The sequence below is a fragment of the Pseudomonas sp. MN1F genome (assembly GCF_009391885.1).
Classification (GTDB): domain Bacteria; phylum Pseudomonadota; class Gammaproteobacteria; order Pseudomonadales; family Pseudomonadaceae; genus Aquipseudomonas.
Genome location: NZ_VZII01000007.1, coordinates 340,667 through 361,672, shown reverse-complemented (window position 1 = coordinate 361,672; position 21,006 = coordinate 340,667). Strand labels below are relative to the sequence as shown.

20 protein-coding genes and 2 pseudogenes are annotated in these 21,006 nt (G+C 64.5%); 10 read left to right on the top strand and 12 right to left on the bottom strand.

The window, feature by feature from the left end:
* Positions 1-731, bottom strand: a 731-nt coding sequence (locus tag F6X59_RS04580) for an NAD(P)-dependent oxidoreductase (protein WP_152954887.1), incomplete at its 3' end; no start/stop codon positions are given.
* 80 nt (positions 732-811) lie between these two features.
* Positions 812-1,759 (bottom strand): LysR family transcriptional regulator, encoded by a 948-nt coding sequence (locus F6X59_RS04575; protein WP_152954886.1) that lies wholly within the window; start codon positions 1,757-1,759, stop codon positions 812-814.
* Between the two features lie 180 nt (positions 1,760-1,939).
* On the opposite strand from F6X59_RS04575, the gene F6X59_RS04570 reads away from it, so the two are divergent.
* The 5 genes and pseudogenes from F6X59_RS04570 to F6X59_RS28565 all read left to right on the top strand — a co-directional run.
* Positions 1,940-3,469: an efflux transporter outer membrane subunit gene (locus F6X59_RS04570; RefSeq protein WP_372240298.1), complete on the top strand. Its 1,530-nt coding sequence runs from the start codon at positions 1,940-1,942 to the stop codon at positions 3,467-3,469.
* Positions 3,466-5,643 carry an FUSC family protein gene (locus F6X59_RS04565; protein WP_152954884.1) on the top strand — a complete coding sequence of 726 codons (2,178 nt, stop codon included), beginning with the start codon at positions 3,466-3,468 and terminating at the stop codon, positions 5,641-5,643. Before F6X59_RS04570 ends, F6X59_RS04565 begins: the two co-directional genes overlap by 4 nt.
* Positions 5,633-5,833 (top strand): DUF1656 domain-containing protein, encoded by a 201-nt coding sequence (locus F6X59_RS04560; protein ID WP_008097766.1) that lies wholly within the window; start codon positions 5,633-5,635, stop codon positions 5,831-5,833. The genes F6X59_RS04565 and F6X59_RS04560 overlap by 11 nt, the downstream gene beginning before the upstream one ends.
* A gap of 10 nt (positions 5,834-5,843) precedes the next feature.
* Positions 5,844-6,704, top strand: a complete 861-nt coding sequence (locus F6X59_RS04555) for an HlyD family secretion protein (RefSeq protein WP_152954883.1) — start codon at positions 5,844-5,846, stop codon at positions 6,702-6,704.
* 182 nt (positions 6,705-6,886) lie between these two features.
* Positions 6,887-7,100: pseudogene (locus F6X59_RS28565) on the top strand (DUF1016 N-terminal domain-containing protein); the annotation flags it as partial.
* Between the two features lie 57 nt (positions 7,101-7,157).
* Here the strand turns inward: F6X59_RS28565 and F6X59_RS28560 are convergent.
* The 4 genes and pseudogenes from F6X59_RS28560 to F6X59_RS04535 form a co-directional block, all read right to left on the bottom strand.
* A pseudogene (locus F6X59_RS28560) lies at positions 7,158-7,268 on the bottom strand (DUF1016 N-terminal domain-containing protein); the annotation flags it as partial.
* A gap of 39 nt (positions 7,269-7,307) precedes the next feature.
* Positions 7,308-7,790: a type II toxin-antitoxin system YhaV family toxin gene (locus tag F6X59_RS04545; RefSeq protein WP_152954882.1), complete on the bottom strand. Its 483-nt coding sequence runs from the start codon at positions 7,788-7,790 to the stop codon at positions 7,308-7,310.
* A complete protein-coding gene (locus F6X59_RS04540; protein ID WP_152954881.1) occupies positions 7,787-8,113 on the bottom strand; it encodes a type II toxin-antitoxin system PrlF family antitoxin in 327 nt (108 codons plus the stop codon). The genes F6X59_RS04545 and F6X59_RS04540 overlap by 4 nt, the downstream gene beginning before the upstream one ends.
* Positions 8,114-8,206: 93 nt before the next feature.
* Positions 8,207-8,653 carry a universal stress protein gene (locus F6X59_RS04535; protein ID WP_152954880.1) on the bottom strand — a complete coding sequence of 149 codons (447 nt, stop codon included), beginning with the start codon at positions 8,651-8,653 and terminating at the stop codon, positions 8,207-8,209.
* Positions 8,654-8,813: 160 nt separating this feature from the next.
* On the opposite strand from F6X59_RS04535, the gene F6X59_RS04530 reads away from it, so the two are divergent.
* The 5 genes from F6X59_RS04530 (at position 8,814) to F6X59_RS04510 (ending at position 14,722) form a co-directional block, all read left to right on the top strand.
* Positions 8,814-9,722 (top strand): LysR family transcriptional regulator, encoded by a 909-nt coding sequence (locus F6X59_RS04530; protein WP_152954879.1) that lies wholly within the window; start codon positions 8,814-8,816, stop codon positions 9,720-9,722.
* Between the two features lie 110 nt (positions 9,723-9,832).
* Positions 9,833-11,374: an MFS transporter gene (locus tag F6X59_RS04525; RefSeq protein ID WP_152954878.1), complete on the top strand. Its 1,542-nt coding sequence runs from the start codon at positions 9,833-9,835 to the stop codon at positions 11,372-11,374.
* A 27-nt stretch (positions 11,375-11,401) separates the two neighbouring features.
* Positions 11,402-12,463, top strand: a complete 1,062-nt coding sequence (locus tag F6X59_RS04520) for an HlyD family secretion protein (RefSeq protein WP_152954877.1) — start codon at positions 11,402-11,404, stop codon at positions 12,461-12,463.
* The gene (locus F6X59_RS04515) at positions 12,460-13,914 is read left to right on the top strand and encodes an efflux transporter outer membrane subunit (protein WP_152954876.1); all 1,455 of its coding nucleotides are present in this window, start codon (positions 12,460-12,462) and stop codon (positions 13,912-13,914) included. The genes F6X59_RS04520 and F6X59_RS04515 overlap by 4 nt, the downstream gene beginning before the upstream one ends.
* Positions 13,915-13,927: 13 nt before the next feature.
* Entirely contained in the window at positions 13,928-14,722 is a 795-nt protein-coding gene (locus F6X59_RS04510) for an SDR family NAD(P)-dependent oxidoreductase (protein ID WP_152954875.1), read from the top strand.
* Between the two features lie 60 nt (positions 14,723-14,782).
* Here the strand turns inward: F6X59_RS04510 and F6X59_RS04505 are convergent, their stop codons facing one another.
* The 6 genes from F6X59_RS04505 to F6X59_RS04480 all read right to left on the bottom strand — a co-directional run bounded on the left by F6X59_RS04505 (position 14,783) and on the right by F6X59_RS04480 (position 20,971).
* Complete coding sequence (locus F6X59_RS04505) at positions 14,783-15,607, bottom strand: SDR family oxidoreductase (protein WP_152954874.1); 825 nt, start codon at positions 15,605-15,607, stop codon at positions 14,783-14,785.
* Between the two features lie 15 nt (positions 15,608-15,622).
* A complete protein-coding gene (locus F6X59_RS04500) occupies positions 15,623-16,087 on the bottom strand; it encodes a multidrug transporter (RefSeq protein ID WP_152954873.1) in 465 nt (154 codons plus the stop codon).
* Positions 16,088-16,187: 100 nt separating this feature from the next.
* Positions 16,188-17,642 (bottom strand): mannose-1-phosphate guanylyltransferase/mannose-6-phosphate isomerase, encoded by a 1,455-nt coding sequence (locus F6X59_RS04495; RefSeq protein ID WP_152954910.1) that lies wholly within the window; start codon positions 17,640-17,642, stop codon positions 16,188-16,190.
* A 35-nt stretch (positions 17,643-17,677) separates the two neighbouring features.
* Positions 17,678-18,325, bottom strand: coding sequence for an alginate O-acetyltransferase AlgF (locus F6X59_RS04490; protein ID WP_152954872.1), 648 nt, complete (start codon positions 18,323-18,325; stop codon positions 17,678-17,680).
* Positions 18,326-18,345: 20 nt separating this feature from the next.
* On the bottom strand, positions 18,346-19,503 hold the full coding sequence (locus tag F6X59_RS04485) for an alginate O-acetyltransferase (protein ID WP_152954871.1): 1,158 nt from the start codon (positions 19,501-19,503) through the stop codon (positions 18,346-18,348).
* Between the two features lie 10 nt (positions 19,504-19,513).
* Positions 19,514-20,971, bottom strand: a complete 1,458-nt coding sequence (locus tag F6X59_RS04480; RefSeq protein ID WP_152954870.1) for an MBOAT family protein — start codon at positions 20,969-20,971, stop codon at positions 19,514-19,516.
* Positions 20,972-21,006 lie beyond the last annotated feature (35 nt).

The window sequence follows — 21,006 nt, the reverse complement described above, 5'->3', positions numbered from 1 at the left end:
GCCTCGTCGACCACCGGGCCGCGGGCGATGTTGATCAGGAACGCGCTCGGTTTCATCAGCTTCAGTTCACGGGCGCCGATCAGCTTGCGCGTGGCATCGGACAGCGGCACCACCAGGCAGACGAAGTCGGATTCGGCCAGCAACTGATCGAGGCTGCGGAACTGGGCGCCCAGTTCCTGCTCCAGTGCAGTCTTGCGGCTGTTGCCGGCATACAGGATCGACATGTTGAAGCCGAAGTGGCCACGGCGGGCGATCGCGGCGCCAATGTTACCCAGGCCGACGATGCCCAGCGTCTTGCCATGCACATCGCTACCGAAGTGCGATGGGGCGACCGTGGCCTGCCAGTGGCCGGCCTTGGTCCAGGCATCCAGCTCGGCGGTGCGCCGGGCACAGCCCATGATCAGCGAAAAACCCAGGTCGGCGGTGCTTTCGGTGAGCACGTCTGGGGTGTTGGTCAGGGCAATGCCGCGCTCGTTGAAATAGTCGACGTCGTAGTTGTCATAGCCGACCGAGACGCTGGACACCACTTCGAGCTTGCCCGCACCTTCGAGCTGAGCGCGGCCGAGCTTGCGGCCGGCGCCGATCAGGCCGTGGGCCTCGGGCAGGGCTTCGTTGAACTGGGCACTGATGTCACCGAGCTTGGGGTTCGGCACGATCACGTTGAAGTCTTGCTGCAGGCGCTCGGCCATGGCCGGGGTGATGCGGCTGAAGGCCAGGACGGTCTTTTTCATCGGGCAACTTCTCGAGGCGGTGGGTCGGGTTGATTGGTTAGCAACCTACCATTGTCCACCGCCACCGTGCAGCAGCTTTTTCAGTTGGCGATCAGCATTTCATGGGTTTTCAGGTCGGCTTCATGGGCCGCCAGAATCTCCGGCAGCGAGTTGCGCAGGTACTCGACCCAGGTCTTGATCTTGGCATCCAGGTACTGGCGCGAAGGGTAGATGGCATACAGGTTCAGCTCCTGCAGCCGGTACTCTGGCATCACCCGCACCAGGCTGCCGTCGCGCAAGCCGTCGATCACCGAGTAGATCGGCAACACGCCCATACCCATGCCACTGCGGATCGCGGTTTTCATCGCATCCGCCGAGTTGACCTGGAACGGCGAGCTGGTGATGTTGACCAGTTCCTGGCCTTCCGGGCCGTCGAACAGCCATTTTTCCAGCGGGATCACCGGGCTGACCATGCGCAGGCAGGAATGCTGGAGCAGGTCGATCGGTTTGTGCGCAAAACCGTGCTTGGCCACGTACTCGGGCGAGGCGCAGACAATGCTGTAGGTGATGCCCAGGCGCTGCGAGACGAAACCGGAATCCGGCAGCTCGGTGGCCAGCACGATGGACACGTCGTAGCCCTCGTCGAGCAGGTCGGGCACGCGGTTGGCCATGGTCAGGTCGAAAGTCACGTCCGGGTGCGACTCGCGGTAGCGGGCGATGGCATCGACCACGAAGTGCTGGCCGACTCCGGTCATTGAATGCACCTTCAGTTGGCCCGCAGGCCGGGCATGGGCATCGCTGGCCTCGGCTTCGGCTTCTTCGACGTAGGTGAGGATCTGTTCACAGCGCATCAGGTAACGCTTGCCGGCCTCGGTCAGGGCGATGCGCCGGGTGGTGCGGTTGAGCAGCCGGGTTTGCAGATGGGCTTCCAGGTTGGAGACCGCCCGCGACACGTTCGCGGTGGTCGTATCCAGTTGCGCCGCAGCAGCGGTAAAGCTGCCTAGCTGGGCTACGCAACTGAAAGCACGCATGTTTTGCAGGGTGTCCATGGGTCACTCTCAAGATAGAGGACAAAATTGTGTCACGAAGTAACGCGAATGTGCGTTCGACCAAAGCCGGATTATCGCTGTTTCGGTAACAAAGATTCGCAGGAATATACGCTTATCGCCAGTACGGCGGCCCCCTAGAATTGCCCGGCCCCTTCACCTCTTCCTCGGGAAATCGCAGCTGTGCCGCGTCGCATCATCAGAACGCTTCAAGTGTTCAGTGCCTGTGCCCTTAGTCTCGCCTTGAGCGGCTGTATCGGAACCTGGGGTATCGCCCCGCAAAGCAAGACCCTGCAAGCCAATACCTTGACCACCGACGCGGCCATTCGCCAAGCAGCCAGCGATGCGCACTGGCCTGACCAGCGCTGGTGGCAGGCCTATGGCGACCCACAACTCGACCGCTGGATCGACCTGGCGGTGGCCGGTAGCCCGAGCCTGGCCATGGCGGCGGCGCGTGTGCGTGAAGCCAAGGCCATGGCCGGTGTGGTCGAGTCGGCGGAAAAGCTCCAGGTCAACGGTGATGCCACGCTCAAGCGGCACAACTGGCCCGAGGACCAGTTCTACGGCCCTGGCGCGCTGTCGGGCGCCAACACCTGGGACAACAACGCCGCCTTCGGCTTCAGCTACGCGCTGGACCTGTGGGGCCGCGAACGCAACGCCAGCGAGCAGGCGGTGGACCAGGCGCACATGAGCGCGGCCGAAGCCCGCCAGGCGCAGCTGGAACTGCAGAACAACGTGGTACGCGCCTACATTCAGCTGAGCCTGCATTTCGCCCAACGTGACATCGTCAAGGCCGAGCTGGAACAGCAGGAGCAGATCCTGGCCCTGGCCAAGCGCCGCCTGGACGGCGGCATCGGCACCCATTTCGAGGTCAGCCAGGCCGAGGCACCGCTGCCCGAAACCCATCGCCAGCTTGACAGCCTCGACGAAGAAATCGCCTTGACCCGTAACCAGCTGGCGGCGTTGGCCGGCAAGGGTCCAGGGGAGGGCGCGCAGTTGCAGCGCCCGACCCTGACCTTGGCGGCGCCACTGAAGCTGCCATCGAACCTGCCCGCCGAACTGGTCGGCCAGCGCCCCGATGTGGTCGCCAGCCGCTGGCAGGTGGCGGCCCAGGCCCGTGGCATCGACGTCGCTCACGCCGGCTTCTTCCCCAACGTCGACCTGGTCGGCAGCCTCGGCTTCATGGCCACCGGTGGTGGCCCGCTGGAATTCCTGACCGGGCGCAAGTTCAACTACAACGTTGGCCCGGCGATCAGCCTGCCGATCTTCGACGGTGGCCGCCTGCGCTCGCAGCTGGGCGTAGCTTCGGCCGGTTATGACGTGGCCGTGGCGCGCTACAACCAGACCGTGGTCGGCGCGCTGAAGAACATTTCCGACCAGCTGATCCGCCGTGAGTCGATGAAAGAGCAGTCGCACTTCGCCGCCGAGTCGGTGGCCGCTGCGCAGAAGACCTACGACATTGCCACGGTGGCCTTCCAGCGTGGCCTGACCGATTACCTCAACGTGCTCAATGCGCAAACCCTGCTGTTCCGCCAACAGCAGGTGCAGCAGCAGGTGCAGGCCGCGCGCCTGATCGCCCATGCCGAACTGGTCACCGCCCTGGGCGGCGGCCTGCAGGCCGGCCAGGACGTGCCGAAGGAAGAACGCCAGGCCGCGCCGAAAACCCCGGCCACCCTGGCCATTTTCGACAAGAAGCCGGATAACGCCGAATGAGCACTTCCAGTTTGCCCGTGCGCTGGCTGCAAAGCCTGGAATGGCGCCGGGGCTTCTTCGCCTGGGCGCGCACCGACGGCGTCACTTGGGTGTACATCTTCAAGGTGCTGGCGGCCGCGTTCATCACCCTGTGGCTGGCCATGCGCCTGGAGCTGCCGCAACCGCGCACGGCGATGATCACCGTGTTCATCGTCATGCAGCCGCAAAGCGGCCATGTGTTCGCCAAGAGCTTCTACCGGGTGCTCGGCACCCTGGCCGGCTCGGCGATGATGGTCGCACTGATCGCCCTCTTCCCGCAGAACACCGAACTGTTCCTGCCCAGCCTGGCCGTGTGGGTTGGCCTGTGCTCGGCCGGCGCCATGCGCTACCGCACCTTCCGCGCCTATGGCTTCGTCCTTGCCGGCTATACCGCGGCGATGATCGGCCTGCCTGTATTGCAGCACCCGGACCAGGCATTCATGGCGGCCGTGTGGCGGGTGCTGGAGATCGCCCTGGGCATCCTGGTGTCGACCTTCGTCAGCGCCGCGATCCTGCCGCAGTCGGCCAGTGCCGCCATGCGCAACGCCCTGTACCAGCGCTTCGGGGTATTCGCCGGGGTGGTGGTGGAAGCCCTGCGCGGCGACAGCCAGCGGGACCGCTTCGAGACCAGCAACGTGCGCTTCGTCGCCGAAGCGGTGGGGCTGGAGAGCCTGCGCAACGTCACCGCCTTTGAAGACCCGCACATGCGTCGCCGCTCTGGCCGCCTGGTGCGCATGAACAGCGAGTTCATGGCCATCACCACGCGCTTCAACGCCTTGCACCGCCTGCTGGAGCGCCTGCGCGCGCGCGGCCCGCTGCAGATCGTGGGCGCCATCGAGCCCGGCCTGAACACCTTGGTGGAGCTGCTGCAGCCTTATGTGGGCCGGGCCCTGACCGACGCCGATGCGCTGCGCCTGACGCTGGAGCTGGCGGCCTACAAGGAAGGCCTGCAGGCGCAGGTGCGTGGCCTGCGCGCCGACTATATGGCAACTGAGCCTAGCGAATCCGACCTGCTCGACTTCCACACCGCGTTCGAGCTGCTCTACCGCTTCGTCGACGAGATGTACAGCTACGCCGAAACCCACGCCTCGCTGGCCGCGCACAAGCACGAACGCGAGCAGTGGGACGAGCCCTACGTGGCGCAGACCAGCTGGCTGGTGTCGCTGGCCGCCGGTGTGCGAGCCTCGGCAGTGCTGTTGCTGCTGGGCAGCTACTGGCTGACGAGCGACTGGCCGAGCGGCGCCATGATGACCCTGATCGCCACCGTCACCGTGGGCCTCTCGGCGGCCTCGCCGAACCCCAAGCGCATGTCGTTCCAGATGGCCTGCGGCACGGCGATCGGAGCCTTCATCGGCTTCTTCGAAACCTTCTTCGTGTTCCCCTGGATCGACGGCTTTCCGCTGCTGTGCATGGTCCTGGCGCCGGTGTTCGTGCTCGGTGCGTTCCTGTCGTCGCGACCAGCATACGCCGGTTACGGCATCGGCCTGCTGGTGTTCTTCGCCATCGGCTCGGTGCCGAACAACCTCACCGTCTACGACCCGTACAGCTTCATCAACGACTACATCGGCATGGTCATCGGCATGTTCGTCTGCGCTGCGGCCGGCGCGATCATCCTGCCACCGAACAGCCGCTGGCTGTGGAGCCGCCTGGAGCAGGAGCTGCGCGGGCAGGTACTGTTCGCCATCAGCGGCCGCCTGCGCGGCCTCGGTTCGGCCTTCGAAAGCCGCACCCGCGACCTGTTGCACCAGGCCTATGGCCTGGCTGCCGGCAAGCCGCAGGTACAGAGCCAGCTGATGGGCTGGATGTTCACCGTGCTGGAGATCGGCCACGCCATCATCGAACTGCGCAAGGAACAGGCCCGCGCGCCGATCCACCCGGCCTACGCCGAGTCGCAGCCGTGGCGCCAGGCCATTCGTGTCATGGGCCGTGCCCTGGCCCGCCTGTTCCTGCAGCCCAGCGCCAGCAACCACGAGCGCGCCCTGGTCGCGGTGGACCACGCCATTGCTCGCGTGCAGGCCACCGACGAACCGTTTGCCCGGCACTTCGACACTTCGGTGCTGCGCCGGGCGCAGAGCTACCTGCACTTCATCCGTTCATCCCTGCTGGACCCACAGTCGCCGCTGGCACCGGCGAAAGGATTACATCATGCCCCGTGAGATCGCCTTCCATGGCGTGTACATGCCCACCATGACCCTGATGTTCCTGTTCGCCCTGGGCCTGGCCTGGGGCCTTGACCGGTTCATCGCCAGCCATGATGGCTACCGTTTCTTCTGGCACCCGGCGCTGCTGCGCCTGAGCCTGTTCGTCTGCCTGTTCGGCGCCTTGGCGCTGTCGCTCTACTGGTGAGAATCCTTCGATGAAAAAGTTCTTCAGCCTGATCGCCACCCTGCTGGTGCTGACTGCTGCCGTGGTGATCGGTCGCCAGTTGTGGTTGCACTACATGACCACACCGTGGACCCGCGACGGCCGCGTGCGCGCCGACATCATCAACGTCGCCGCCGATGTGCCGGGCTATGTGGTGGACGTCCCGGTCAAGGACAACCAGCGGGTGAAGAAGGGCGACCTGCTGATCCAGATCGACCCCGAGCACTACCAGTTGGCGGTCGATCAGGCCAAGGCCCTGGTCGCTTCGCGCAAGGCCACCTGGGAAATGCGCAAGGTCAACGCCAAGCGCCGCGCCGACATGGACAACCTGGTGATCTCCAGGGAAAACCGTGACGACGCCAGCAACATCGCCAACTCCGCCCAGGCCGACTACCAGCAGGCCCAGGCTGAACTGGCGGCGGCCGAGCTGAACCTCAAGCGTACCCATATCGTCGCTACGGTGGACGGTTACGTGACCAACCTGAACATCCACAAGGGTGACTATGCGCGTACCGGTGAAGCGGTGATGGCGGTGGTCGATGAGAATTCGTTCTGGGTGTACGGCTTCTTCGAGGAGACCAAGTTGCCGCATGTGAAGGTCGGCGACCAGGCCGAGTTGCAGATGATGAGCGGCGAGCGCATCAAGGGGCATGTGGAGAGCATCGCCCGCGGCATCTACGACCGCGACAACCCGCAGAGCCGCGAGCTGATCGCCGATGTGAACCCGACCTTCAACTGGGTGCGCCTGGCACAGCGGGTGCCGGTGCGCATTCACATTGATGAAGTGCCGGACGGGTTTCTGCTGGCGGCGGGGACGACCTGTACGGTGGTGGTGAAGCCGGGCGAGGAATAAAGCTGATCAAGTGGCATGTCGTGAGCACGCTAATCGTTAAAGGGGCACTCGGAGAGGTTTAGGAAACGGCCTACTTGAATCAGGGAAAAGTCGATGGGGGCAGCTATTGGCGTTGTATTTCCAGGGGAGCAGTCTGGGGCGCCATAAAAACAATCCGTCGCCTGTCCGAGGAAGTGTCCCCGATGCCCGATAAACCTTTGGCCCTGATCGATACGCCCCAGGGTTAGCGCCTGGCTAGCTGATCTGAAACTCCGTATTCATAAAGCCCAGCAAAAGGCCAGCCTTGCCGTGAATCGAGAGCTGGTAGGGCTTTACTGGCGTCTTGGGCGAGATATCGTCGAACGCCAAGCTGCTCAAGGTTGGGGAGCCAAGGTCATAGAGCGGCTGGCTCATGACCAAGGTTGATCGCGGCCACCCGCACTTCGATGCCCGCACCGCATATGCAAGCCTCTCGTCCGACTTCTTGAGCTTCGTCAGCAACACCAGATTGTGCCCCCAAGGCAATTGTCCAACAGCCTGTTGGACAATTGCCTCATCTGGCCAAGCTTCAGCAAACGCTCGCATGTACAGCGGGAGCTGGCTAGTCGTCAACAGTGAATGCTGTTATCTGGGCCTGGCATGCGCAGGCCCGCACTCTTTCAGCAATTGATCCCAATCGTCTGGAGGGTGGCCGGTCAGCAGCATCTTCTGAAAGACCTTGTAAGCGTCGTCGCTGCTGTCGTAGGCCCGCTTGCACGATTCGTCATTGACCCAGGCCAGCACGATGATCCGACTGGCGGCGTGGTAGCGAAAGAACAACCGGTACTGCTGGAAGAACTTTGCTCTGAACCAGTGCTTGTGGTCGCCACCCAGTGTTGTGCCTTGCCGGTACTCCACTTTGGTCGGGTCCTGCGGAATCACATCAAATGCCAAGCGCCTGATGGCCGCCAGCCGCTTGAAAGCATTCTTCGTCGTGTAACCCGCCGGGTCTTTCTGCATCTGGGCCTGAACTTGCGCGCTGAGCGCTTCCAGTTTGGCCAGGAACAGCGGGTGGGCAAAGACAGTCCATCCATGAATTACAAGCGGCTTCCTGTTCGCATCACTCATTCATCTTCCGCCGACAGAGGTTGATCCAGGTCGACCTCTGCATCACCCACGAGTTTGTCGAGGCGAGCGATGAGGCCAGCATCGACAACCTGCAGCCGTTGAGGATTGGTTGCGATGTCGTGAGCCAGAAAATTCAGGAACTGGCCTAGCACGGGATCGTCCTCGGTTGCCTCTGCGCGGGTGAGTATTACCCCTCCGTCAGGGCGAATCGAGTAATGGATCTTGTCACGCTTTTTCAAACCTAAAGCACGACGCACGGTTTCAGGAACGGTGGTCTGGTAGCGATCGGTAAGCGTGGACTCGACTTCGAAAGTGGTAGCCATGGGCAGTGTCCATAGAGATACAACGATGCCCATCAAGGTAATGCGATTGCATTGCCTGGTCAATGCAGATGCATTACCTGACTGATCAACGGTTCAAGCAGCCCCCACCAACACCGGTACCTTGACCCGGTCAATCACCTTCGTGCTAATCGACGGGTCCAGCAACCGCCCCAGCCGCGACAAGTGGCGGTGGCCCATGATGATCAGTTCGCAGTCCAGTTCCTGTGCCTTGGCGACGATCGCCTCGACCGGCTGCCCGGCCACCATGCAGCCGTGGCTGCTGAAGCCGGCTTGTTGCAGCAGCTCCACCGCTTCGGCCACGGCGCGGTCGCCCAAGCGTTGCTCCTCGCAGGCGGCGGGGTATTCCTCCAGTTCCTCGGCGGTGTAGGGCGCGGGCTTGGCGTGCACGGCGAAGGTCGAGTCGATGGCCAGCAGCACATGCAGTTCGTGTTCGCCGGGGCGGCAGTAGCGGCGGGCGAGGGTGAGCAGGGCAGTGGAGGCGGGGGAGGCGTCGATGGCGATCAGGACGGGGCTGGGCATGCGGGATCCTTGGCTGAGGCTGGCTGATGTGCCAATGCTTCATTTATGGCCGAACATGGCCATTGAATAAATGCCCCACCACGCACGAGCGCATTGCGTCTGGTGCAATCCGCCAACCTGCTACCATCGCCTTTCCCCACAGCTGTAACGGAAAACGGCCATGCAACTCCCGGACATGAACCTGCTTGTCGCCCTCGATGCCTTGCTCGACGAAGGCAGCGTGGTCGGCGCCGCGCAGCGCATGAACCTGAGCCCGGCGGCGATGAGCCGTACCCTGGGGCGTATCCGTGAGGCCCTGGGCGACCCGATCCTGGTGCGCGCCGGCCGTGGCCTGGTGCCGACGCCGCGGGCGCTGGCCCTGCGCGAGCAGGTGGCGGCGCTGGTGGAGCAGGCCGGCGAGGTGTTCCGCAGCGCCGATGAAGTCGACTTGTCCAGGCTCGATCGCGCCTTCAACATTCGCACCAATGACCTGTTCATCGCCTTGTATGGCGCCCAGCTGCTGCGGCGCATGCATGAACAGGCGCCGCGCACGGTGCTGCGCTTCGTACCGGAAAGCCCCGGCGGCGATGACGACAGCGTGCTGCGCGATGGGCGCACCGACCTGATCATCAGCTCCACCGTCGACCTGGGCCCGGAGATCAAGGTGCAGAGCTTGTTCCAGACTTACTATGTAGGCCTTGCCCGACGCGATCATCCGATCTTCGACCAAGCGATCACGCCGACCAGCTTTGCCAGTTATCCACAGATCAGCGTGTCCCGCCGTGGTCGCGCCAACGGGCCGATCGATGTCGAACTGGCCAATTTCAAGGTGCAGCGACGGGTAGCGCTGATCACCCCGAGTTTTCACTCTGCGCTGTTCTCGCTGCCGGATTCCGACCTGATCCTGCCCATGCCAGCCAATATCCTCAACAGCGTGCACAAGCTCGGGCTGCCGTTACGCTCGTTCGAGATCCCGGTTCCCTTGGAGCGGGTGACGGTGCTGCAGGCGTGGCACCCGCGCTTTCACAACGACCCGGCGCATCGCTGGCTGCGGCAGACCTTGAAGGCCTGTTGCAGCGTCGACCCCTGATCCGGATTGCGCCTGGCGCAACATAAACCTGCCGAGAAGTCAGTTTTCGTCAGCATTCGACCTTCTTAGACTGGCTCCAGTCGCAAATTTGTTGCTGGAGATGTCTGCCCATGAGTTCCCTGTCCGCCCCTTCTGCCGCGATTGCTGCCGCCCCCGCGCCGGCCGCGCCTGCGCAGACGGCGTTCGGCCTGCGGGTGGTGGTCGGGCTGTTCGGTGTATTGCTGGCGGTGCTCTGCGCCGGCCTCAACGAGTCGGTCACCAAGATCTCCCTCGCCGATATCCGCGGTGCCATGGGTATCGGTGCCGACGAAGGTGCCTGGCTGCTGGCCGTGTACAGCGCCGCCTCGGTGTCGGCCATGGCTTTCGCGCCCTGGCTGGCCACTACCTTCTCCCTGCGCCGCTTCACCATGAGCGCGGTCGGCCTGTTCGCCGTGCTAGGGCTGCTGCAACCGTTCGCCCCTAACCTGCACAGCCTGATGCTGCTGCGCGTGCTCCAGGGCTTCGCCTCGGGGGCCTTGCCGCCGATGCTGATGAGCGTGGCGCTGCGCTTCCTGCCACCCGGCATCAAGGTCTACGGCCTGGCCGGCTACGCCCTGACCGCCACCTTCGGGCCCAACCTCGGCACGCCGCTGGCGGGCTTGTGGACCGAGTACGTCGGCTGGCAGTGGGCGTTCTGGCAGATCATCCTGCCCTCGGCACTGGCCATGTTCTGCGTCGGCTGGGGCCTGCCGCAGGACCCATTGCGCCTGGAGCGCTTCAAGCAGTTCGACTGGCGCGGCGTGTTGCTCGGCTTGCCGGCTATCAGTTGCATCGTCCTCGGCCTGTCGCTGGGTGACCGCTGGGGCTGGTTCGATTCGCCGCTGATCTGCTGGTTGCTGGGCGGTGGCGTGCTGCTGCTGGTGCTGTTCATGTACAACGAGTGGTCCGAGCCGCTGCCGTTCTTCCAGCTGCGCATGCTGCAGCGGCGCAATCTCAGCTTCGCCCTGCTGACCCTGGCCGGGGTGCTGATCGTGTTGTCCGGCGTGGGCAGCATTCCGTCGGCGTACCTGGCGCAGATCCAGGGCTACCGCCCGGCGCAAACCAGCCCGCTGATGATGCTGGTGGCCATGCCGCAGCTGATCGCCCTGCCGCTGACCGCTGCGCTGTGCAACATCCGGGTGGTGGACTGCCGCTGGGTACTGGCTACCGGCCTGGCGATGCTGGCGGTGTCGTGCGTGGGCAGCAGCCTGCTGACCAGCGAGTGGATTCGCGGTGATTTCTACCCGTTCTACCTGCTGCAGGTGTTCGGCCAGCCGATGGCCGTGCTGCCGCTGCTGATGCTCTCCACCAACGGCATGACCCCGCAGGAAGGCCCGTTCGCCTCCAGCTGGTTCAACACCGTCAAAGGCCTGGCCGCAGTGATTGCCGGTGGCTTGCTGGATGCCTTGGGCACCCTGCGCCGGCACTTCCATTCCAACCACCTGGTGGACAGCCTGGGCAACGCCCCGCTGATCGACGACAACGCTGTGGGCCTTGCCAAGCGCATTCACGACCAGGCGCTGGTGCTGACCTCGGCCGACCTGTACCTGGTCATGGCCTGCATCGCCGTGGCACTGATCTGCCTGATTCCTTTCGTGCCTACCCGGGTCTATCCGCCGCGCGCGGTGGCCTGAACCCTGGATGAATTCGAGACACTGAACATGACCAACAACCGTAAAACCCTTCTCATCGGCTCGGTGCTCGCCGTGGCCGTGCTGGCCGGAATCGTCGGCCCCTGGCTGTTTGGCAGCGACCATCGACAGAGCACCAATGATGCCTACGTGATCGCCGATTACACCGTGGTCGCGCCCAAGGTCGCCGGCTTCATCAAGGAGGTGCTGGTCGAAGACAACCAGCAGGTCCAGGCCGGCCAGTTGCTGGCGACCATCGATGCCCGTGATTATCAGGCCGCGCTGGATGCTGCCCAGGCCCAGTTGTTGGTGGCCAAGGCGCAAAGCGCCGATGCCCGCGCCACCCTGGAGCGCCAGGCGGCAGTGATTGCCCAGGCCCAGGCGGCGGTGACGGCGGCCCAGGCCGAAGCGGCGTTCGCCGACCATGAGGTCAACCGCTACAGCCGCCTGGCCGAGCAGGGCGCCGGTACCGTGCAGAACGCCCAGCAGGCGCGCAGCCGGGTCGACCAGGCCCGTGCGCGGCTGGCCAATGCCCAGGCGGCGCTGCTGGCAACACGCAAGCAGGTGGACATCCTCACGGCCCAGGTGGCCAGCGCCGATGGCCAGTTGAAACGCGCCGAAGCCGGCCTGGAGAAGGCCCAGCTGGACCTGTCCTACACGCGCATCACCGCGCCGGTCGACGGCATGGTCGGCGAGCGCGCACTGCGCGTCGGTGCCTTCGTCAACCCGGGGGCACGTCTGCTGTCAGTGGTGCCGCTGCAGCATGCCTATGTGGTCGGCAACTTCCAGGAAACCCAGCTGACCCATGTGCAGCCAGGCCAGCCGGTCAGCATCAGCGTCGACACCTTCGCCGGTGAAACCCTCAAGGGCCATGTCGAGAGCATCGCCCCGGCAACCGGCGTGACTTTCGCTGCGGTGAAACCGGACAACGCCACCGGCAACTTCACCAAGGTGGTGCAGCGCATTCCGGTGAAGATTGTTTTCGATGACGGCCAACCGCTGCTCGAACGCCTGCGTGTGGGCATGTCGGTCGAGGCAACCATCGACACCCACGGCGACAAACTGGCCGGCAAAGAGGTGAGCGCCCGATGAAACCTGCCGTACGTTTCAGCCCGCTGCTGCTGGCCGTGCTGCTGGCCGGCTGCACCCTCGGGCCGGACTTTCAGCGCCCCCACAGCCAGGCACCACAGCAATGGGCAGCGCTGCAAGGCCAAGCCGCTGCCAGCCAGCCACAAGCCGAGCCGCTGGAACTGCGCTGGTGGGAAACCTTTCATGATGCCCGCCTGAGCGCACTGATCCAGCGCGTTGCCGACAACAACCTCGACCTGCAGATGGCCAGTGCCCGCCTGCTGCAAAGCCGCGCCCTGCGAAGCACGGTGGCGGCCGATGAAACGCCATCAGTCGATGCCAATGTCGGTTACAGCCGTGCCCGCAACAGTGCCGAAGGCCTGAGCGACCCGTCTGGCAATGCCGGCAAGTCAGCCTTCAACCTCTGGCAGGGCGACCTGGTGGCCGGTTGGGAGCTGGACCTCTGGGGCCGTGTGCGGCGCCAGGTGGAAGCGGCCGATGCCACCGTGGAAGTGGCCGAGAACGACCGCCGTGGCGTGCTGCTGGCGCTGCTCTCGGAAACGGCCGGCAACTACATTCAGCTGCGTGCCGTGCAGCACACCCTGGACGTGACCCGTGACAACCTCAAGGTCGCCGAGCACAGCCTTAAGCTTTCCCAGGATCGCCAGGCCGAAGGTGTCGCCACCCGGCTCGACGTGGCCCAGGCCAGTGCCCAGGTGGCGTCCATCGAGGCGCGTCTGCCAAGCCTTGAAGCTCGGCGCGACGACCTGATCAACGCCCTCAGCCTGCTTGCCGCCGAACCGCCGCGCAGCCTGCAGGCCGATTTGCTGCAGGGCGGTGAGCTGCCGGCGCCGCAGCAGAAGTTCGCCATCGGCCTGCCGTCCGAGCTGGCCGAACGCCGCCCGGACATCCGCCAGGCCGAAGCGCGCCTGCATGCCGCCACCGCGAGCATTGGTGTCGCCAAGGCCGATTTCTACCCAAGCATCCGTCTGTCTGGCAGCGTCGGTTTCCAGGCCATGCAACTGGCAGATTTTGGCGGCTGGGATTCGCGTCGCTTCGCCTTCGGCCCGCAGCTGTCGCTGCCGATCTTCGAGGGGGGCCGGCTCACGGGCACCCTGGAACTGCGCGAGGCGCAGCAGCAGGAAGCAGCGCTCAACTACCGCAAGGTGGTACTCGGCGCCTGGCACGAAATCGACGATGTGCTACGCCTGTACAACGCCAGTCAGTTACGTCGTGATCACCTGGCCGAAGCGGTGCGGCAGAACCGCATCGCCTTGGAGACCGCACAGCGCCAGTATGTGGAAGGGGCGGTGGACTTTCTCAACGTGCTGACCGTGCAGGGGGCCTTGCTGGCCAGCGAAGAGCAGTGGATCGACAGTTCTGCAGCGGTGTCGCAGGCGCTGGTGGGGCTGTACAAGGCCCTGGGCGGTGGCTGGCAGGCGTTCGATGAGCAACCCCAGCATTCTCACAGCTAGAGAGGAAGCACAGATGCACATTACCTTGAACGGCAAGCGCGCCATCGTCAGCGGCTCCACCGCCGGCATCGGCCTGGCCATCGCCATCGGCCTGGCCGAGGCGGGCGCCGAAGTGGTACTCAACGGCCGCACCCAGGCCCGTGTCGATGAAGCACTCAAGGTGGTGCGTGAGCGGCTGCCGCAAGCGCGCATCATCGGCATCGCCGCTGACCTGGGCACCCAGGAGGGCGCGCAGAAGCTGTTCGACCAGGTGCCGCACACCGATATCCTGGTCAACAACCTCGGCATCTTCGAGCCCAAGCCGTTCTTCGAGATCATTGATGCCGACTGGCAGCGCTTCTTCGACGTCAACGTGCTCAGCGCCGTACGCCTGTCACGCCATTACGCCCCGGGCATGGCGGAGCGCAAGTGGGGGCGGGTGATCTTCCTGTCCAGCGAGTCGGCGTTGCAGATCCCGACCGAGATGATTCATTACGGCATGACCAAGACGGCGTTGCTGGCGGTTTCCCGTGGCCTGGCCGAGACCCTGGCGGGTACCGGGGTGACCGTGAACTCGGTGCTGCCGGGGCCGACCCGCTCGGAGGGCGTGGGCGACTTCTTTGCCAAGCTGGCGCAGGAGCAGGGGGTTTCCAGCGATGAGCTGGAGGCCAACTTCCTCGCCGAGCACCGGCCGACTTCGCTGATCAAGCGGCTGGCGACGGTGGAAGAGGTGGCCAACATGGTGGTGTACCTGGCATCGATGCAGGCCAGTGCAACTACCGGGGCTGCCTTGCGGGTAGATGGCGGGGTGCTGCGCTCCATTGCCTGATACTCCGCTGCCTATGCTGGCCCTTTCGCGGGTAAACCCGCGAAGAGGCCGACACCGACATCAGAGTGGGCGCAGTAGCCCGAAGCGCTTGCGCAATGCCCAATCCAGCAACCGCCGCGGCAGCAAGCGGGCCATCAGCGGCAGCGCCGTGCTGCCATTGCCCAACCGCACCACCCCCGGCACCGGCGACTTGCCAACTGCCGTCAACACGCCCTGGGCAAACTCCGCCGCCGACGTCGGCTTGTCCTGCGACGCCCGCGCCCGTGCCTGCACATGCTCGCGCAGCGGCCACCACGCCGAATCCGCCGCCAGCACCTGATTGGCCTGGCGCTGGGCATTGCTGGCGAACTGCGAGGCAATCGCCCCCGGCTGCACTTCCATCACCTGGATACCGAACGGCGCCAGCTCCAGGCGCAGGGCGTCGCTCAGGGCATGCACGGCGGCCTTGGACGCGCAGTAGGCCCCTGCGAAGGGCGTTACCAGCACCCCCGAGACACTGCCGATGTTCACCACCAAACCGCGTGCACGGCGTAGCAACGGGAACAGGGCGCGGGTGACCCCGACCACGGCGAAGACGTTGGTCTCGAACTGCTGGCGCAGGGCATCGACGCCGCCGTCGAGCAACGGGCCCATGGCGCCGTAACCGGCGTTGTTGATCAGCATGTCGAGGCGCCCGTGTTGCGCTTCCAGCTCATCGGCCAGGCGCCTGAGCGCTTCGCCATCGTTCACGTCCAGTTGCCGTGCGGTGAAGCCGGCGGCGGACAGTTGCTCGACATCGTCGGGTTTGCGGGCCGTGGCCCAGACTTCGTGGCCGGCATCGCGGAAGGCGTCGGCCAGGGCGCGGCCGATGCCGCTGGAACAACCAGTGATCAGGACGGTGGGCATGGAGTAAGCCTTCGATTAATTGGCGAATGAGCCTTGCAGGTGTTCAGCGCGAAATTCCAGGGTCTGCGGCCGGTAACCGGAGCGCAGTGGCGGCAGTGGCAGGCAGTCCTTCCACTCGGCCCCTGGCTGCAGTTCACCTGGGCCACGGTAGCGCGGTGCGTTGTAGGTATTTTCCGCCAGGTTCACGGTATCGCCCGGCGCATACGCCGCCAAGCGCCAGCGCAGTTCGGTCAGTGGCACCTGGTTGCCGTTCTTCATGCGCACTTGCAGGGCGCGGTCGGCGGGGCAGTGTTCGGGGGCGTAGCTCAGGCGCAGGTCCAGGCGTGCCAGTTGCGAGGCTTCGCGGGTGTCCTGCCAGATGACGAACGATGCCACCAGGCCGAGGCCACAGACAGCCGCCAGGGTGATCGGCAGGGCCTTGGCCGGGTAGCGCAACAGCAGCACCAGCCAGGTGAGGATGAGAAAGGCACCGATGATCATGGGGCAGGCAGACCTTGGTTGCGCAGGTCTGACCATCGTAGCGCCAAATCGGGCTGGCCTCAAAAGGAAGGGGCCGCATGCGCGGCCCCTTGGGTGTTGCTTACTGCGCGATGGTCTTCACCGAAATGCCACGCTCGACCGGCGTGGACGTACGCCCATAGACATCCTCGAAGCGCTCGATGTCGTCCTCGCCGAGGTAGCTGCCGGACTGCACCTCGATGATCTCCAGGGGGATCTTGCCTGGGTTGCGCAGGCGGTGGACCGAGGCGATCGGGATGTAGGTCGACTGGTTCTCGGTGAGCAGGAACACGTTCTCGTCACAGGTCACCTCGGCGGTGCCGGACACCACGATCCAGTGCTCGGCGCGGTGGTGGTGCATCTGCAGCGACAGGCTGGCGCCCGGCTTGACGGTGATGTGCTTGACCTGGAAGCGGCCGCCCATGTCCACCGAATCGTACGAGCCCCACGGGCGATACACTTCCAGGTGGTTCTGGGTTTCGCTGCGGCCCTGCTCGTCGAGGGTCTTGACCATCTGCTTGACGCCCTGGACCTTGTCCTTGTGGGCGATCATCATCGCGTCCTTGGTCTCGACTACGACGATGTTCTCCAGGCCGATCACCGATACCAGCTTGCCGTTGCCGTGGATCATGCAGTTGCGGCTGTCCTGCACCACCACGTCGCCCTTGGTGACGTTGCCGTCGGCATCCTTGTCGTGCACTTCCCACAGCGACGACCAGCAGCCCACATCGCTCCAGCCGGCCGACATCGGCACCACGCAGGCACGCTGGGTCTTTTCCATCACCGCGTAGTCGATGGAGTTGTCCGGGCAGCAGGCGAAGGTGGCTTCGTCGATGCTCAGCACGTCGCCATCTTCGTCGCTGCGTTCCAGGGCCAGCAGGCAGGTGTCGTAGATATCGGAGTCGTGCTTTTTCAACTCCTCGAGGAAGCGGCTGGCACGGAACAGGAACATGCCGCTGTTCCAGAAGTAACCCCCGGCGGCGACGAACTCGGCGGCGCGCTTCTCGTCGGGCTTCTCGACGAACTGGGCGACCCGGGCCACGCCTTCAGGCAACAGCGCGTCCTGGCTGGAACGGATGTAGCCGTAGCCGGTTTCCGGTTTGGTCGCCGGCACGCCGAACAGCACCATCTCGCCGCGCTCGGCCGCCACGGTGGCCAGGGCCAGGGCGCGTTGCAGGGCCTTCTGGTCGTCGATCACGTGGTCGGCGGGCAACACCAGCATCAAGTCGTCACGGCCTTCGTTGACCAGTTTCATGGCGGTCATTGCCACCGCTGGTGCGGTGTTGCGACCGAACGGCTCCATCAGGATGCCCTGGGTTTCCAGTTTCAGCGCCGCGAGCTGCTCCTGGACGATGAATTTGTGGTCCTTGTTGCAGACCACGATCGGGGTGTCCATACCTTCGAAGCGCAGGCGCTCGATGGTCTGCTGGAACAGGGTGTGTTCACCGGTCAGCGCCAGGAACTGCTTGGGGAACTGCTTGCGCGACAGAGGCCACAGACGGGAACCGCTACCACCAGAAAGAATTACCGGGATCATCATGTTTCTCCAATAGTCGTTATGAGGCAGGGGGATCAGTTGCTAGCCACGGGGCGAGTTACCCACACCGGCGACAAGTTGCTGCCGGAACCCGTTACGTACAGCACGGCCGCTTCGCCACGCTCCAGGGCGACCGGTTTCAGGTCGCTGACTTTCTTGTTGCCTTCGAACAAGGCCAGGTTGACCTTGACCGGATTGATCTCACGTTCGCCACGGCCCTTGGTGGCCACCGCCGGCACCACTTCGGTCTTGCCGTCGGCGGTCTTCAGGGTTACCGCCTGGTCGCTCAGGTTCTGCACGCGCACCAGGGCTTTCTGCTTGTTCTTGAACGGTGGTTCTTCGATCAGCTGCGGGCTGCCGCTGCTGCTGTTGACCAGGGTGTAGTACTTGTCCGCGGCCAGCTTCACCGGCACGCTCTTGCCGCCGACCTGGGCGGTGTAGTCACCACCCGGCAGGAAGCTGAAGTCGCTGCTGGCTTGGGCGCCGACCTGTTTGATCTGGGTGTTGCCGACGCTGGCCGCAGCCGGGGCGCTGGCGGCGTTGTACAGGCGCACGAAGGTCGAGCCTTTCGGCGCGGTCGGGCCGTACAGGGCGGCGTCGGCACCGGCGAAGGCCTGCATGGAAGCAAGGGAAAGGCCGGCCGCGAGGGTGAGGGCTTTGGCAATGGAAGTCTTGGTAGTCATGTGCATTTCCTCTCTATCGATCAGTGATTCGTCCGGGTGGACGACAAGGCCAGGTTTTCTTCGGATTTACGGGAGTTCTTCAGTTGCGCGATCCACTGCGGATCGAAGCTGCTGAGGTCGTTGGTCATTGGCAGATAACGTTCGGGGAATTCCCACACCACCACTTGTGGCGCGGCGTTCTTGAAGGCATCGCTCTGCAGGTACTTGAGCATTGGCAGCAGCGGGCCGTGGCCGTCTTCGGCGTAATTGGCGACGTCGCTGTGCAGCGCCTGCTGCAGCGCGCCGAGGAAGTTCCAGTGCGGGTTGGCGCTGTAGCTGGTGCCCACCAGGGCGACCGGGATCTGGCTGTCGGCGAACAAGGCGTCGCCGCCTGCGCCTTCGGCCTCGGCTGGACGCGTGGTGCGTTGCTGCAGGTTGTCCGGGGCCGGCAGCAGGTTGCTGAACAGCGGGTCCAGGGGCAGGAAGTTGGTCAGGTCGCCCTTGTACGGGGCGGTGTTGCCGGCTTCGGTGATGAAGGTCTGCGGGTCGCCGTTGAGCAGGCTCTGGCGGCTGACCGCCTCGGCCAGCGCCTGCGCTGCCACTTCGGCGCCCATCGGCGTCCAATGGGTGTCGGTGCGCAGGAACACCTGGCCACGGGCCTTGGCCTGTTCCAGTGCAGCCATCAGGTCAGGGGCGAACACGTTGGCCTGGCGCGCCTGGGCATGGAACCGGTTGTACAGGTCGTCATGCAGGCTGGCAGGTTGCTCCTTGCCGATGTATTCGGAATACACCCGTGCCTTGGCCGGGATGATCGCCAGCACCAGCTGGCTGCCATGCTTCTGCAGGGTGTCACGCACACCGCGGATCAGTGCCAGGTTGTCTTGCATCAGTTGCTCGGCACCGGCGGTGGGCTTGAACTCTTCGTCGCTGAACAGCCACTGGTCGCGGCCCAGCACCACGCCCGGGCGGCCTTCGTTGAACAGCTTGAAGTCCAGCGCGGCCCAGAGGTTGGTGCCCAGGCGCTTGATCGGGAACTGGTCGTCGTAATGGGTCTCGGCGGCCTTGGCCAGCTTGCCGTTGAGCAGGGTCATCTGCTCGGTGCGGTGGAAGCTCTCGAAGCCACCGGTGGACCAGGCGCCCATGCCCACCAGCAGGCCGAGGAACGACAGGGAATAGGTGACGCGTAATGTCCGGGTCATGTCATCCACCTCAGAACTGGAAGTACAGGAACGGCGAGTAGCTTTGCGCCGAAAGCTTGAGGATCGAGGCCACGAACAGCAGCAGGATCAGGGCGCGGGTCATCACCCGGGTCCAGTCCAGGCCGATCGAGCCGTCGGCATTCACCTGCACCGGGGTGGCCTTGGCGGCTGGCTTGGCGTTGCGGTAGAAGTCGCGCAGGCCGAAGAACGCCAGGGTGAGGTAGGCAATCACCAGGGTCGCTACCTGCAGGCCGGTGAGCTGGGCGCGGTTGAGTTCCGACAGCTGCCACTCGCCGAAGCTGAACATGGCGCCGTACATGCGGGCGGCGACGTGCAGGTTCTCGGCGCGGAAGATCACCCAGCCGACCACCACCAGCAGGAAGGTGAAGGCCCACTTGACCGGGTTGAAGCGCTGCGGGTTGGTGTCGATGCCCAGCGCCCGCTCGATCGCCAGCCACATGCCGTGCCAGGCGCCCCAGATGATGTAGGTGAAGTTGGCACCGTGCCACAGGCCGCCCAGCAGCATGGTCAGGAACAGGTTGCGGTAGGTGTTGAAGGTGCCTTTGCGGTTACCGCCCAGGGTGATGTACAGGTAGTCGCGCAGCCAGGTCGACAGGCTGATGTGCCAGCGCCGCCAGAACTCGGTAATCGACTGGCTGATGTACGGCTGCTTGAAGTTTTCCATGAAACGGAAGCCCATCATCAGCCCCAGGCCGATGGCCATGTCGCTGTAGCCGCTGAAGTCGAAGTACAGCTGCGCGGTGTAGGCCAGGGCGCCGAGCCAGGCGTCGCCGGTGGTCGGGTTCTGCAGGGCAAAGCAATGGTCGGCCACCACCGCCAGGGTGTCGGCGATGAACACTTTCTTGATGAAGCCCTGCATGAAGCGGGTGCAGCCTTCGGAGAACTTGTCCAGGGTGTGGGTGCGGTTGTTGAACTGGTCGACCAGGTCCTTGAAGCGCAGCACCGGGCCTGCGATCAGGTGCGGGAAGATCGCCACGAACGCCGCGAAGTCGATCAGGTTGCGGGTGGCCGGGGTGTCGCCGCGGTACACGTCGATGATGTAGCTGATCGACTCGAAGATGTAGAACGAGATACCGATCGGCAGCAGCACGTGGGTGAGGATGAACGGTTCCAGGCCGAACGAGCTGATGATCGCGTTGAGGCTGTCGACGCCGAAGTTGGCGTACTTGAAGTAGCCGAGGATCGCCAGGTCCACGCCGACGCCGAGCAGCAGCCAGCGCTGGGCCGGCTTGGTGCGCACGCCGGCGGCGCCGACTTTCAGGCCGATCCAGTAGTTCCACAGGGTTACGCCGGCGAACAGGGCGAGGAAGTCGACCCGCCACCAGGCATAGAAGATGTAACTGGCGACCAGCAGCAGCAGGTTGCGATAGCGTTGCCCGCTCAAGTAGTACAGGCCGAGGAAGATCGGCAAGAACAGGAACAGGAACACGTTGGACGAGAAGACCATCCCGGTTCTCCTTGTTGTTCACAGCATCCGGGGCA